The following is a 13,517-nucleotide window of genomic DNA, read 5'->3' as shown; positions in this document are numbered from 1 at the left end:
GCGGGGGTCCGGGGGGACGCGGTGGGGCAGGTCGCCCATGTCGCTGTCGCCCCGGTGGTGCGAGATGCCGGCGGGGGTGGCCTCGCCGTGCCGGGCGTGGGCCTCGTCGATACTCGGCCGATCACCGTCGGCACGGTCGCCGTCGGGCCGATCCGTGTCAGGGCGATCCGTGTCGGGGCGATCGGTGTTCGGGTGGTTGGGGGCAGGGTCGGGGTCGCGGTGGGGCGGGGTCCACTGCTCCGGCTCGCGACGAGTACCGGTCGAGCTGTCGGGGTCGCGGCGGGGTGCGGGGACGTCGTCCGGGCGGCGTGGTGGGGAGTCTGTGCGCGGTGGGGTGCCGTCGTGGGGACGTGTGCTCGGGGCATCCGGTTGACGGGGCGGGGCGTCGCCTCCCCTGGGACGTGCGCCGTCCGGCCGCGCGTCGGGCGACGCGGTGTCCGGGCGTGAGGGGCCCGCCTGCGTCGGTGTTTGAGGCCCGCGCTGTGGCGGGACGCCCGGCTGTGCGGGGTTCGGCTGTGCGGGGTTGGGGTGCGCTGGGCTGGAGTGCGGGGCGCTGGGGTGCACAGGATTGGGGTGCGGCGCGTTCGGGCGAGCCGCGTTGGGGTGCGGCGCACCGGTGTTCGGTCCGGGCGCGTGCGGGGTGTGGGGTGGGCCGTAGGCGGACGGGCCGGTGACACCGTTGCTCGGCTGGGAAGGACCGGGGTGCGGCGTGACTCCGCTCGGACCCGTGTGGCCGGGACCCGGACGTAGCGGCGGTGCGCCTTCTGGACCCGCGTGGGTCGGACCTGGGCGTAGCGGCGGTGTGCCCGCCGGGCCGGTGTGGGTCGGGCGTGGGCCGTTGTTGGGCGAGCCGGGGCTGTTGGGGCCGGGGTGGGTCGGTGTTGCGCCCGGCGGGTTGGCATGTGGCGATGGCGAGGTCGGGGTTGTCGCGGGCGTGTGCGTACCGGATGGGCCGGTCGACCCGAAGGAGGACGGGCGAGGGCTGTCGGGCGTTCGGGCGGGCGGTGCGCTGGAACCCAGGTCGCCTCGGCTGCCCGGTGTTCCGGTCCAACCGCCGCCGCTGCCCGGCCGGGCACCCGCACCGCCACCAGGCACACCGCCGCCACCGGGAACGCCACCGGCCGGCGCACCGCCGCCCGGCATGCCGCCACCCGGGACGCCGCCGGGCGCGGGTTGGCCGGTGGGCACGGAGGACGGGCCGGTGGACTGCGGTTGTCCCGGACGGCTCGGCGCCTCCGGTGCGGCGGCCCTGGCCGCCGCCGTCTCGTCGACCCGGGACGGCCCCGGCGTGCTCGGCGCACCACCGCCCGCGCCTCCGCCAGGTGAACCACCGCCAGGAGATCCGCTCCCGAACCCGCCCCCGGGCGAACCACTGCCCGGCGACCCAGGGCCGCTCCCGGGCGAACCACCACCAGGCGAACCCGTTCCGGACCCGCTGCCCGCAGGCGAACCGCCACTCGGCGAACCACTACCAGGTGAGCCACTGCCAGGCGAACCACTGCCGGGTAAGCCGCTGCCAGGTGAACCGCTGGGAGAGCCGCTGGTCGAGGGAGTGCCGTAGGTGCTCGGCGCGCCCATCGGCCCACCCCGGTGCTCACTGACCGGCGGACCGCCGCGTGGAACGTCCCCGTCCCCGCCCTGCGGATCACGCCCCGGCCGCGGCGCGCCGGTCGGCAGGTCCGCCGGATCTCCCCGACCCGGACGCGACGTCGTCGGGTCGACCGTCGGCGCGCTGCCCGAAGTCGACGTGGTGTCCCGAGGTGTCGGCGAGTCCGAGCCCGGCGTGGAAGAGCCCGGCCGGCCCGAGCCCGGCGAGTCCGAGCCCGGCGTGGACGAGCCCGGCGTGGACGAGCCCGGCGTCGTTGAACCCGGCGTCGTCGAGCCCGGCTGGTCGGAGCCCGACGTGCTCGACCCGGGCCGGTCCGAGCCGGGAGTGGTCGAGCCAGGCGAGCCAGGCGAACCCGGCGTGTCGACATCGGCCCGCCCGGTCTGCAGGAAACCGCCCGGCCGGACGTTGCTCGGGCTCAGCACGTCCAGCCCGGTCACCTTGCCGGCCAGCTTGCCGACCGCCTTCATGATCTTCTCGAAGACCTCCACCAACCGCTTCAACAGCGGCGAGACCTTCTTGATCGTGTCCAGCAGGTCCTGGATGATCTTGGCGATCTTCGTCGCCCACTTCGAGATCGCCGCCACCGCCTGCGCCACGATCACCGGTGTCCCGAACCCCAGCGAGAACGCCGCCTCCAGCACCCAGGCGATGAGCTTCCCCACCAGATCCGCGATCAGGTCGCGCACCACCTCGCGCACGAACCCGACGACCATCCCCATCATGCCCACGACCGTGCCCACGGTCCCGGCCGCCGACGCCGCGCCGGTCAGCGCGTCACCGTGCACCTTGGAGTTGGCGAGGTAGGTCTCCGCCGCCGAACCGGTCCACCCCTCGGTGCCCCGCTGCACCCCGGACGTGTACTCCTCGGCGATCTTCCCCAGTTCCTCGGCGACCTTCCCCCACGTCGCCGAGTACGACTCGATCACCGGCGGGTTGCCCGCCAGCCAGTCCAGCATGTCCTTCAGCGGCTGCACGCTGCACGTGCTCCATCAGGAACGACGCCGCCGACGACATCAACGTCCCGAACGGGTCGATCGCCATCGCCGCCGCGTCCGCCGCCAACCCGACCATGCCGAGACCGGCCTGGACCCAGTTGCCGTCCTTGATGCCGTTGAACGTGTCCATCGCCGACTCCGCGATGGAGATCCCGGTCATCCACCCGTTGTCACCGGTGCCGGCGTTGACGAACCCGCCCGACTCCGCGTCGGGCTTGACCACCAGATCGTTCGGCTCGGCCACGGCGCGACCTCCCTCGTCAGGCACCTGGCTCCCCACCTTGACGCAGCGGGGAGCCGCCTTGGTTCCGGAACACCGCGTTCCGACCCGGTTGGAGTAGTCCGCGAATCCCGTTGCACAGCCGGAACCCCGGCCACGACGAGCGCGACCGGGGTTCGTCCAACGACCGGCTGATCAGGCGTAGCAGGGCTTCTCGAACTTGAAGTCCTTCGCCGTCGGCCCCGTGAAGAAGTCCTCCACCAGCCCGACCCCGGTCGCCGCCTGCTCGTCCGGCTTGTAGATCAACGTCTGCCGGAACGCGGCGTCGTTCGAGTTGCCGGCGAAGTTGCCCGCGCCCTGCGGCAGCATGCCCTCGTAGTCCACGGAGTTCAGCTGCCGCACGGCCGCGAGCACACCGGCCCTGGTCAGGTCCTTGTTCGAGGCCGCCTTCTCCAGCGCCGACTTCAACGGGTACGACCACACCCACCCGGCCGTGTAGCCGTCGTTCGGCGTCACGGTCGGCAGCGCCTCGCGCATCGCCTTGTGCCCCGGCGACTCGGTCGCCCACGACTTCCACGGCGCCGACTGCAGGTACAGGGCCTTGATCGCGGGCGCCGCCGGGCTCTGCATCAGGCCCTGGTTCCACGTGGGCGACGTGCCGATGAACTTGCCCTTGAACCCGCGCGCCGCCGTCTGGCCGATGATCACCGCCGCGTCGGTCGGCCCGGTGGTCAGGACGACCACGTCCGGCTTGTTCGCCAGCACCGCGTCGATCGCGCCGCCCTGGTTGTCCTGGCCGGTCTGGGTGACCGCGTTGGAGAACGTCACGCCGCGCTTCTCCGCCGCGATCTTCGCGCCCGCCGCCGCGTCGTCGCCGTAGTCACCGGGCAGGTGCACGGCCATCACGCTCTTCGCGCCGAGCTCGTCCACCGCGTAGTCGACCGAGTTCATCGACTCGACGCAGTAGTTCGCGCCCGACTCCAGGACGACCTCCTCCACGCCCCACAGCGACGTCCACGACGCCGGCACGCTGACCATCTGCGTGCTCTCCAGGTCGGGCAGGATCGCCGCGGTCGTCGGGGAGCCCAGGGTCTGCGCCAGGGCCAGGACCTTGCCCTTGATCTCCTGGTACACCTGGTTGTGGATCTGCGGGTTGTACTTGTTGTCCTTGACGTACGTGGTCACGTCGACGTCGTAGCCGCCGATGCCGCCCTTGTCGTTGACGCGCTTCCAGAACGCCTTCTGCGACTCCGTGATCGGCACCGCGAGCGTCTTGAACGGCCCTTCGGTGAGGTCCGAGATCGAGCCGAGGTAGATGCAGCCCCGGTCACTGTGGCCGGTGCCCGGGCACGGCTCGCTGGTCACGCCGAAGTCGACCTTGATACCGCCCTTGCCCTCCTGCGGGGCCGCGCCGTCGCCACCGCGACACGCGACGGCGGCCAGCGCCACCACGGAGAGCACCGCGAGCACCGCTCTGTGACTTGCCATCCCATCCACCCTTTCAGTACGAGAAAGGCCAGGTGCGCCAGTAGTTGCGCACGCGCACCCAGATACCGAACAGGCCACGTGGCTCCACGATCAGGAACACCACGATCAGCAGCCCGTAGAGGACCGCCTCGACCTGGAACACCGTGACCGAACCGGTCGCGTCCGCGCTGATGAACGGCAGCACCGTCGGGAGTTCCCGGGTGATGCGCGGCAGCAGCGTGATGAACAGCGCGCCCATGATCGCGCCGGAGATGGTGCCCGCGCCGCCGATGAGCACCATGGCGATGTACTGCACCGACAGCAGCAGGCCGAACGAGCCGGGGTCGAAGAACCCGTTGACCACGAACAACAACGAGCCCGCCACACCCGCGTAGAACGACGACACGGCGAACGCCAGCGCCTTGTACCGGGTCAGGTCGACGCCGATCACCGCCGCCGCCAGGTCCCGGTCCCGCACGGCCGCGAACGCCCGCCCGATCCGCGACCGCACCAGGTTGCGCGCCAGCACGGCGAAGATCACCAGCAGCACGAACATCAGCAGGTACAGCTGCTGCGGCCCGCTGAAGAACTCCGACGGCCGGTCCAGCCGCACGCCGAACAGCTCGGGCACCGCCGCCGGCCGCCCCACGCCCGGACCGCCGGTCAACGACGTCCACTCGCGGAAGACGTGCTCGCCGAGGAACACCAGCCCGAGCGTCACGATCGCCAGGTACAGCCCGCGCAGCCGCACCGCGATCGGCGCCACGATCAGCCCCGCGAGCCCCGCCACGAGCCCGGACGCCAGCAGCCACACGGGCAGCGACGTCACGCCGAACCCGAGCACCCGCCCGTCCGGGTCACCGGAGAGCGCCGCGCCCGTGTACGCGCCGATGGCCAGGAAGAACGCGTGCCCCAACGACACCTGCCCGGCGTACCCGGTGACGATGTTCAGCCCGATCGCGCCGATGGCCGCCACGAACCCCGTGGCCAGCAGCATGAGGAGGTCGTCGGTGATGGCGAACGGCACCAGCAGCGCCACCACCACCAACGCCCCCGTCCACGTCCGCTTGGGGCGCGTGTTGAGGAACGCCATGTCCTGCGCATAAGAGGTGTAAAGCTCCGGACGACCCTTCACAGGCGTTCAACCTCCTTGCTGCCGAACAACCCGTAAGGCCGCACGAGGAGCACGACCAGCATCAGCACGTACGGCGCGACCAGCGCGAAGTTCGGCCCGAGCCACGGCGCCACGTCGCCCTGGTAGGTGCCGACCAGCGACTCCACGACCCCGACCGCCAGCCCGCCGACGACCGCGCCGCCCAACGAGTCCAGCCCGCCGAGGATGATCGCCGGCAACGCCTTCAGCGCGATCACCCACAGCTGCTGGTCCACGCCCGCGCCGGTGGCCACGAACACCCCGGCCAACGCCGCCAGACCGCCCGCGATCGCCCACGACAGCGCGAACACCGAGCCGACCGAGATGCCCTGCGCCAGCGCGACCTCCTGGTCGTAGGCCACCGCGCGCATCGCGAGCCCGACCCGGGAGAACCGGAAGAACGCGAACAGCACCGCCACCACGGCCACCGTCGTGCCGAACATGACCAGGTACCGCTGCTGCACCTCGACGCCGAGCAGCGTCACCGTGTTCAAGCCCCACGGGTCGCCGACCTGCCGCACGTCCAGCCCGATGAACGCGTTGGTCACCACGCGCACCACCACGTCCACGCCGATGGTGATGATCGCGACCACGAACACGGGCTTGCCGATCATCGGCCGCAGCACGGTCCGCTCCACGCCCAGCGCGAGCACCGCGATCAGCACCGCCGCGATCGGCACGGCCGCGAAGAACCCGACCTCCGCGGCCAGGTAGCTGACCAGCACCGCGCCCGCCAGCATGAACGCCGGCTGCGCGAAGCTGATCACCCTGGTGGACTTGTAGATGATGACGAAGCCCAGCGCCAGCAGCGCGTAGATCGACCCGGAGCCCAGGCCCCGGATCAGCGATTGCAGGAACTCGGTCATCCGCGCCCCCCGAGGTACATGTCGTCCACGAGCGGGCCGAACACCTTGGCCAGCGCCGACCGCTTCACCTTCTGCGTCGCGGTCAGCTCGCCGTCCTCGTGGTCCAGTTCCTTGGGCAGCATCCGGAACTTCTTGACCTGCTCGACGGTGGCGAACCGCTCGTTGACCTTCGTCACGATGCCCTGCACCAACTCGCGCACCTCGTCCTTCTCCGCGAGGTCGCGGTAGGTGGTGTAGGTGATCCGGCGCTGCCTGGCCCAGTGGCCGACGGTGTCGTACTCGATGCCGATCAACGCCACCAGGTACGGGCGCTGGTCGCCGAGCACGATCGCTTCCTTGATGTACGGCGAGGTCTTCAACGCGTTCTCGACCTCGGACGGCGCCACGTTCTTGCCGCCCGCGGTGATGATGATGTCCTTCATCCGGTCGGTGATCCGCACGTGCGTGCCGTCGACCCACTCGCCGACGTCGCCGGTGCGCAGCCAGCCGTCCGGGGTCATCGCCCGCCGGGTCGCGTCCTCGTCGCGCCAGTAGCCCGCGAACACGCCCGCGTGCCTGGTCTGGATCTCGCCGTCGTCGGCGATCCGCAGCTCCACGCCGGGGTGCGGCTCGCCGACCGTGCCGACCTTCACCCGGCCGGGCCGGTTGCCGGTGGCGACGGCGCTGTTCTCGGTCATCCCGTACACCTCGTGCATCGGCACGCCGATGCCCATGAAGAACCGCAGCACCTGCGGCGAGATGGGCGCGGCGCCCGACGACGCGTACCGGACGTGCCGCATGCCGATCCGCGCCTTCAACGCGCGGAAGCACATCAGCCAGCCGACGCCGTACTTCAGCCGCGTGGCGAACGTGTGGTTGCCGCCGTTGCGCACGAGTTGCTCACCGAGACCGTCGGCCACGCGCAGCCAGAACCGGGTGGTCGCCCGCTTGAGCCAGGTGGCGCTGGACGCGCTGATCGTGATGGACGCCAACACCTTCTCCCAGATGCGCGGCACCCCGAACAGGATCGTGGGCTGCACCTCGCGCAGGTTCGCCTGCACCGTCTCGATCGACTCGGCGAAGTGCACCTGCACCCCGGCGGACGCGCTGAACCACGTGGTGAAGATGCGTTCGGCGACGTGGCACAGCGGCAGGTACGACAGGGTGATGTCCTTGGGCGACGGCGGCGGGTCGGTGAACCCGCCGCCCTCGACCAGCGACTCGACGGCGAACTCGACGTTGGCCACGGTGAGCATCGCGCCCTTGGGCGGCCCGGTCGTGCCCGAGGTGTAGATCAACGTCATCACGTCGTCCGGCTCGACCTCCCGCATCCGGCGGGCCACGGCGTCCGGGTGGTCCGCCCGGTGTGCCGCGCCCATCGCCAGGAAGTCGTCCCACGACAGCAGCTTCGGGTTGTCGTAGCGGTGCCGGATGCCGCGCGGCTCGAGGTAGACGATGCGTTCCAGGTCGGGCAGGGCGTCCAGCACGGCCAGCGCCTTGTCCACCTGCTCCTGGTCCTCGGCGATGAGCACGCGTGCCGCGGAGTGCGACAACAGGTACGCGACCTCGCTGGCCGGGTTCGTCGGGTAGAGGCCGACGGTGATCGCGCGCACGGCCACCGCGCCGATGTCGGCGTAGAGCCACTCGCGGCGGTTCTCCGAGTGGATCGCGACCCGGTCGCCCGCGTCGACGCCGAGCGCCAGCAGGGCGTGCCCGACCAGCTCGGCCTGCGCCCAGTACCGGGACCAGGTGACCTCGCGCCAGATGCCGAAGTCCTTGGCCCGCAACGCCACCGCGTCCGGCGTCTTGGCGGCCCGGTCGCGGACGCGGGTCGCGACGGTGGTGAGCCCGGTGGTGGTGGCCGCGGTCATGCCGCACCTCCCACGCCCTGGTGCGCCTCGCCCAGGTAGGCGCGCACGACGTCCGGGTCCTGCTGCACCTCGGCGGGCGTGCCGGTGCGGATCGGCTTGCCGAAGTCCAGCACCATCACCCGGTCCGCGAGGTCCATCACCAGGCCCATGTCGTGCTCGACCATGACCATGGCGATGCCGAGCTCGTCGCGGACGTCGAGCACGAACCGCGCCATGTCCTCGGTCTCCTCGACGTTCATGCCGGCGACCGGCTCGTCCAGCAGCAGCACCTTCGGCTCCATGGCCAGCGCGCGCCCGAGTTCCACGCGCTTCTGCACGCCGTACGGCAGCAGGCCGACCGGCAGGCGCCGCCACTGCTCCAGTTCGAGGAAGTCGATGACCTCCTCGACGGCCTCCCGGTTCGCCAGCTCCTCGCGCCGGGCCCGGCCGACCCACGCGAACGCGGCCAGCGCCCCGTACCGCATGTGGTTGTGCCGGCCCAGCATCAGGTTCTCCACCACGGTGAGGTGCGCGAACAGCTCGATGTTCTGGAACGTCCTGGCGATGCCCATCGCGGCGATCTTGTGCGGACGCCTGCCGAGCACCTCCTCGCCCTGGAACCGCACGGAGCCCTGCTGCGGCCGGTAGACGCCCGACAGCACGTTGAAGATCGACGTCTTGCCCGCGCCGTTGGGCCCGATGATGGCGAACAGCTCGCCGGCGGCGACGTGGAACGACACGCCGTCCACGGCGGTGACGCCGTCGAACGCCAGCCGCACGTCCCGCACGTCCAGCACGTCGGTCTGCGCTTCCGAGCTCACGACAACCACCGCTTCCGCCGCTTGTAGTGCTTCACGTCGCGGAACGACTGCGCGGTGGCCTCGCCGCGCAGGCCCAGGTAGAACTCGCGCACGTCCTCGTCGGCCAGCAGCGCGGCGGCCGGCTTGTCCATCACGACCTTGCCGGTCTCCAGCACGTAGCCGTGGTCGGCGATGGACAGCGCCATGGTCGCGTTCTGCTCGACCAGCAGCACCGTCGTGCCCGTCGCGTTGATCTTCACGATGAGGTCGCGGATCTGCTGGACCATGAGCGGGGCCAGGCCGAGGCTCGGCTCGTCCAGCAGCAGGTAGCGCGGCTCGGACATCAGCGCCCGGCCGATGGACAGCATCTGCTGCTCGCCGCCGGACAGGTAGCCGGCGCTCTGCCGCCGCCGTTCGCGCAACCTGGGGAACAACTCGTACATCCGTTCCAGGTTCTGCTTGATGCCGCGCGGCCTGCTGTGCCCGCCGATGCGCAGGTTCTCCTCGACCGACAGCTCGGCCAGGATGCGCCTGCCCTCCAGCGCCTGCTTCACGCCGAGCGACGCGATGCGCGTCGGCGACGAGCGGTGGATCGGTTCGCCGTCCAGGGTGATCCGGCCGCGGGTGACCTTGCCGTCGTGCACGTCGAGCAGGCCGGACAGCGCGCGCAGCAGCGTCGTCTTGCCCGCTCCGTTCGCGCCGAGCAGGGCGACGATCCGCCCTTCCGGGACCCTCAGGCTCACGCCGCGCAGCACCAACATCACGTCGTCATAGACCACCTCAAGGTTGTTCGCCTCGAGCACCAGGCGCCTCCGGGGGATGTCGGGGAGGCGATCAGTATGACTCCGATCACAGGGTTACCTACCGCTGTTCGCAAACCGTGATGAACCAGCTCACGGCATGTTCGGCTTTCACGATTCTGTTGCTCAGTCCTGTGTGGACGGGTGTAGCGGGAGGGGTCTGTGGGTATGCCCCCGGCGACCCACGACCAGGGTTGTGAGGAGCATTCGCCACACATGGACGGCTCGGAGGTGGAGCTCAGGGTGGCGGCCAGACCCGCCCACCTCTCGGTCGTGCGCGCGGTCGCCGGCGCGATCGCGCGGAGCACCCCCGACCTGGCCGTCGACCTGGTCATCGCCGTCGACGAGGCGTGCAGCGCGCTGATCGCCCGGACCCTCGACCCCTCGTCCGTCCTCCGGTGCCGGTTCGCCCGGGAAGGTGATTCCGTGCGCTTCCGGGCGGAGGTCCGGTCATCGGCCGTCACCGTGCCCGATCATGACTCGTTGTACTGGAGGGTCGTCAGCTCCGTGACCGACGCGGTGGCCACCTGGGTTGACGGGGAGGGCCGGTTGCGGGTCGAGCTGAGGTGCCGGGCATGAACGCGGTCGACTACCAGCCGCTGTTCCACGAGCTGGCGGAAGCCGAGCGGGACGGCGAGCGCTACCAGCGGCTGCGCGACCGGCTGGTGACCGAGCACCTGCCGATGGCCAGGCACATCGCCGACCGGTTCGCCGAGCGCGGCGAGTCCGTGGAGGACCTGCGGCAGGTCGCGGCGGTCGGGCTGATCAACGCCGTCGACCGGTTCGACGTCACGCGCGGCATCGACTTCCTGGCGTTCGCCGTGCCCACCATCACCGGCGAGGTGCGGCGCTACCTCCGTGACCAGGGGTGGGCGGTGCGCGTGCCGCGGCGGTTGAAGGAGCTGTGCGTCGCCATCGACACGGCCCGGGTCGAGCTGTCCCGCGTGTCCGGGCGCACGCCGACGCCCAGCGAGGTCGCCAGGCACCTCGGCATCGGGGTGGACCAGGTGTACGAGGGGCTGCACGCCACGTCGGCGTACCACCTGCTGTCGTTGGACGAGCAGTCGATCAGCGAGGAGCTGAACTACGCCGACCGCCTGATCAGCGACGATCCGGCCCTGGAGGTCGTCGAGCTGCACCACGCGTTGGATCCGATGCTCCGCGGGCTACCCAAGAGGGAGAGACGGATCGTCGTGCTGCGGTTCTTCCGGGGCATGACGCAGAGCCAGATCGCGGACTCGGTCGGCGTGTCGCAGATGCACGTCTCGCGGCTGTTGAGCCGATCCCTGGCCCGGTTGCGCTCGCTGCTCGATGATGAGTAGCGCTCGTGCGCCGTCGGGACACCGTCGGGCGCGCGGTCGGGACGCGATCGGACGGGGTCGGACCCGGTCGGGACCGGCGCGTGACGAAAAGGGGTGGTCGCAGTGGTGACAAGCCCAGTGGGTCTGGCGTGGCCGCAGCGGGCAGCCCTGATCCTCGGGGTGCTGCTGGTCGCGTGGGGCGTGGCGGACCTCGTGCGGTCCGAGCCGCGGTTGGCGGTGCTGCACCTGGTCACCGGTGTGGTGACCGGGGTGGCGGCGGTGCGGACCAGGGTGGCCCGACTGGTCGGCTCGCTGATGGGTGTCGTGTACTTGGTCGTGTTCGCGTTCGGCGTGAGCGAGCCGGGCGGGGCGATGGACGCCGGCGCCGTAGGCAACGCGGCGCACTTGCTGATCGGCTTCGCCTCCGTGGGCGTCGCCGAGAGCTGCGCGTGGTGCGAACAACGCGCCCGCCGCGCCGCCCGCCCTCACTGACCTCTCACCCTCGGCCCTCTCACCCTCGACCCTCTCGCCCTTGGCCCAGCCGTCGGCGCATTCCCGTTCCCCTCTCGATTCTCCCCGTTCCCGCACCTCTTCTCCGCCCTCCCGAACGCGCCCTCTTTCCCGAACTCCCCGCGCCCCAACCCGTTCGCGGTGACGCGTTCCACGGCCATTGGCACACTTTCCCGCGCCAGTGAACGCGGTTGCACCACCCCCCTTTCGGGTACCACTCGTGTGACCCGAACGGGGAGGACCGATGCACACGGCGAGTCTGCAAAACCTGGTCGACGTCGAAGGGCCGTTCATCTCCGTGTACCTCGACGTCGGCGATCACGTGGACCTGCGGTGGCGGGCGATGCGCGACCAACTCCAAGCCATGGCCGCCGACCCGTACCTCGTGGCGTTGGCGCACAACGCGATCGTGTCGGGCGTAACCCCCCGCGGCCTCGCCGGCCGCGGCCTGATCGTGGGCGGCGGCCGCGTCCTGGTCGACCAGTACGTCCCCGTCCCCCCAACGGGCTACACCGCCCGCTCCGGCCCACTCCCCTACCTCCTGCCACTGGTCGACCTGTCCGAACCCCTCCTGCCGCACGTGGTCGTGCAGGTCGGCGAGCACGGCGCCGACCTGCGCGGCGTCGACCCGACCGGCCGCCCGGTGGCCGTGGCGACGGTGGGCGCGCGGCGGCCGGGACGACGGCTGGACGCCGACGAACTGGCCGACGTCGCCGAGGAGGCCACCACCCTGGTCGACCGCCTGGGCGCTCCGCTGCTCGTACTGGCCGGCCCGTTGGCCGGGCGGCGTTCGCTGCGCGTGGCCCTGCCGACCCGCTACCACCACCTGGTGGTCGAGGTCGAGGGATCACCCGATCGGGCCGTGCTCCACCTGGCCGGCCGGGCCAATCAGGATGCCCGACGGGCCGTGGTCGAACGGTTCCGCGACGAGTCCACGCGGCTCACCGGGCGCGCGGTGCACGGGCTGGTCGCGGTCAGGCAGGCGTTGGTCGAGGGCCGGGTCGACACGCTGCTGGTCACCGACACGCTCGTCGGGTCGCAGGAGGTCGACGGCGGGCGGGCCGACGAGGTGCTGCCGTTGCGCGCGGTCGAGTGCGGGGCCGAGATCGTGCTCGTCGGTGGGGCGGTTCGGCTGCACGAGGACGTCGGGGCGCTGCTCCGCCAGTGATTCCCGGTCCAGTGTGGCCAGGTCGAGTGCGGCCAGTGTGAGCGGCGGTGCTGGGTGATTGCTCCGGCCGGCAATTGCGGTGGGGCGGTGTTTGCGCGGTGAGCCGGTGTTTGCGCGGTGGGCGGTGATTGCGCAGTAGCGGTGGCGAGTGAGTGGCGGTGGTAGTGGATGGAGATGGCCAGTGGGTGGTGGTTGGGGTCGGAGGTCGAGGGCCGTTGGGGTTGGGCGGATGAGGGATGAGGGCGGGTGGAGGGGGTAGAGCGGTCCGGTGGTTGGCGAGGGCTCCTCATGGTTTTAACCGAGGTGCGGTAACAGTGTTTCCGTACATTTTCGGGCATTGATCACCCGATTGTGTGACCCGACGACTCGTCGGGCCTGCGGGAACAGCAGACGCGAACATCACTCACCTCCGTAGCATCCTCAGCACGGCCCGTTCCACTGTCCCACGATCTCCCGACCGCGCCCTGATCATCACCCCCTCGTGGTACAGCCGCACCACCCGCGGGTCGACGTAGGACTTCCTCGCCACGGCCGGTGTGTTGCCCAAGTGCTCGGAGACCTCCCGCATCACCTCCACCTCCACCCGCTTCCGCCCCCGCTTCGACGGCGGCCGGCCCTCCCGCGCGAACGCCGCCGCCGCCAGCACCGTCGCGTGCCACGTCCGCAAGTCCTTCACCGAGAACTCCGCACCCACCATCTCCTTGAACCGCTCGTTCACGTCATCCGACCCGACCGCGTGCCCCCGCGCGTCGACCAGCAGCCGCTCGTCCCCACCCCGCCCCCGCAACAGCCCCCGAAC

The 13,517-nt window shown here is 71.1% G+C and carries 12 protein-coding genes and 1 pseudogene; 5 read left to right on the top strand and 8 right to left on the bottom strand.

Going from position 1 to position 13,517, the window contains the following annotated elements; genetic code table 11:
* Positions 1-1,750: 1,750 nt before the first annotated feature.
* Complete coding sequence (locus ADK67_RS05080) at positions 1,751-2,413, top strand: hypothetical protein (RefSeq protein ID WP_157619939.1); 663 nt, start codon at positions 1,751-1,753, stop codon at positions 2,411-2,413.
* Here the strand turns inward: ADK67_RS05080 and ADK67_RS50460 are convergent.
* From ADK67_RS50460 to ADK67_RS05045, 7 genes are all read right to left on the bottom strand, one after another.
* Positions 2,384-2,848, bottom strand: coding sequence for a hypothetical protein (locus tag ADK67_RS50460; protein WP_157619938.1), 465 nt, complete (start codon positions 2,846-2,848; stop codon positions 2,384-2,386). The two genes, ADK67_RS05080 and ADK67_RS50460, sit on opposite strands and share 30 nt — an antisense overlap.
* Before the next feature lie 171 nt (positions 2,849-3,019).
* Complete coding sequence (locus ADK67_RS05070; RefSeq protein WP_053715215.1) at positions 3,020-4,312, bottom strand: ABC transporter substrate-binding protein; 1,293 nt, start codon at positions 4,310-4,312, stop codon at positions 3,020-3,022.
* A 13-nt stretch (positions 4,313-4,325) separates the two neighbouring features.
* Positions 4,326-5,426, bottom strand: coding sequence for a branched-chain amino acid ABC transporter permease (locus ADK67_RS05065; RefSeq protein ID WP_053715214.1), 1,101 nt, complete (start codon positions 5,424-5,426; stop codon positions 4,326-4,328).
* Positions 5,423-6,310 carry a branched-chain amino acid ABC transporter permease gene (locus ADK67_RS05060; protein ID WP_053715213.1) on the bottom strand — a complete coding sequence of 296 codons (888 nt, stop codon included), beginning with the start codon at positions 6,308-6,310 and terminating at the stop codon, positions 5,423-5,425. The genes ADK67_RS05065 and ADK67_RS05060 overlap by 4 nt, the downstream gene beginning before the upstream one ends.
* Positions 6,307-8,160 carry an AMP-dependent synthetase/ligase gene (locus ADK67_RS05055; protein ID WP_053715212.1) on the bottom strand — a complete coding sequence of 618 codons (1,854 nt, stop codon included), beginning with the start codon at positions 8,158-8,160 and terminating at the stop codon, positions 6,307-6,309. The genes ADK67_RS05060 and ADK67_RS05055 overlap by 4 nt, the downstream gene beginning before the upstream one ends.
* Entirely contained in the window at positions 8,157-8,960 is an 804-nt protein-coding gene (locus ADK67_RS05050) for an ABC transporter ATP-binding protein (protein ID WP_231648022.1), read from the bottom strand. Before ADK67_RS05050 ends, ADK67_RS05055 begins: the two co-directional genes overlap by 4 nt.
* Complete coding sequence (locus ADK67_RS05045; protein ID WP_053715210.1) at positions 8,957-9,742, bottom strand: ABC transporter ATP-binding protein; 786 nt, start codon at positions 9,740-9,742, stop codon at positions 8,957-8,959. Before ADK67_RS05045 ends, ADK67_RS05050 begins: the two co-directional genes overlap by 4 nt.
* A 213-nt stretch (positions 9,743-9,955) precedes the next feature.
* On the opposite strand from ADK67_RS05045, the gene ADK67_RS05040 reads away from it, so the two are divergent.
* The 4 genes from ADK67_RS05040 (at position 9,956) to ADK67_RS05025 (ending at position 12,718) form a co-directional block, all read left to right on the top strand.
* Positions 9,956-10,318, top strand: coding sequence for an ATP-binding protein (locus tag ADK67_RS05040; protein ID WP_053715209.1), 363 nt, complete (start codon positions 9,956-9,958; stop codon positions 10,316-10,318).
* On the top strand, positions 10,315-11,061 hold the full coding sequence (locus ADK67_RS05035) for a SigB/SigF/SigG family RNA polymerase sigma factor (protein WP_053715218.1): 747 nt from the start codon (positions 10,315-10,317) through the stop codon (positions 11,059-11,061). Before ADK67_RS05040 ends, ADK67_RS05035 begins: the two co-directional genes overlap by 4 nt.
* 105 nt (positions 11,062-11,166) lie before the next feature.
* Entirely contained in the window at positions 11,167-11,532 is a 366-nt protein-coding gene (locus tag ADK67_RS05030; protein ID WP_157619937.1) for a hypothetical protein, read from the top strand.
* A gap of 262 nt (positions 11,533-11,794) precedes the next feature.
* Positions 11,795-12,718, top strand: a complete 924-nt coding sequence (locus ADK67_RS05025) for a hypothetical protein (protein ID WP_053715207.1) — start codon at positions 11,795-11,797, stop codon at positions 12,716-12,718.
* 403 nt (positions 12,719-13,121) lie between these two features.
* On the opposite strand, the pseudogene ADK67_RS52180 reads toward ADK67_RS05025, so the two are convergent.
* Positions 13,122-13,517 (bottom strand): annotated as a pseudogene (locus ADK67_RS52180) (DNA topoisomerase IB); the annotation flags it as partial.

This window comes from Saccharothrix sp. NRRL B-16348, assembly GCF_001280085.1.
In the GTDB taxonomy this organism is placed as follows: Bacteria; Actinomycetota; Actinomycetes; order Mycobacteriales; family Pseudonocardiaceae; genus Actinosynnema.
This window is presented reverse-complemented; position numbering and strand designations above follow the sequence as displayed.

What these genes read in the sequence shown, in the direction of transcription:
- ADK67_RS05055 (WP_053715212.1), bottom strand. Translation starts at nt 8,160, where the DNA reads ATGACCGCGGCCACCACCACCGGGCTCACCACCGTCGCGACCCGCGTC.
- ADK67_RS05060 (WP_053715213.1), bottom strand. Translation starts at nt 6,310, where the DNA reads ATGACCGAGTTCCTGCAATCGCTGATCCGGGGCCTGGGCTCCGGGTCG.
- ADK67_RS05040 (WP_053715209.1), top strand. Translation starts at nt 9,956, where the DNA reads ATGGACGGCTCGGAGGTGGAGCTCAGGGTGGCGGCCAGACCCGCCCAC.
- ADK67_RS05025 (WP_053715207.1), top strand. Translation starts at nt 11,795, where the DNA reads ATGCACACGGCGAGTCTGCAAAACCTGGTCGACGTCGAAGGGCCGTTC.
- ADK67_RS05070 (WP_053715215.1), bottom strand. Translation starts at nt 4,312, where the DNA reads ATGGCAAGTCACAGAGCGGTGCTCGCGGTGCTCTCCGTGGTGGCGCTG.
- ADK67_RS05035 (WP_053715218.1), top strand. Translation starts at nt 10,315, where the DNA reads ATGAACGCGGTCGACTACCAGCCGCTGTTCCACGAGCTGGCGGAAGCC.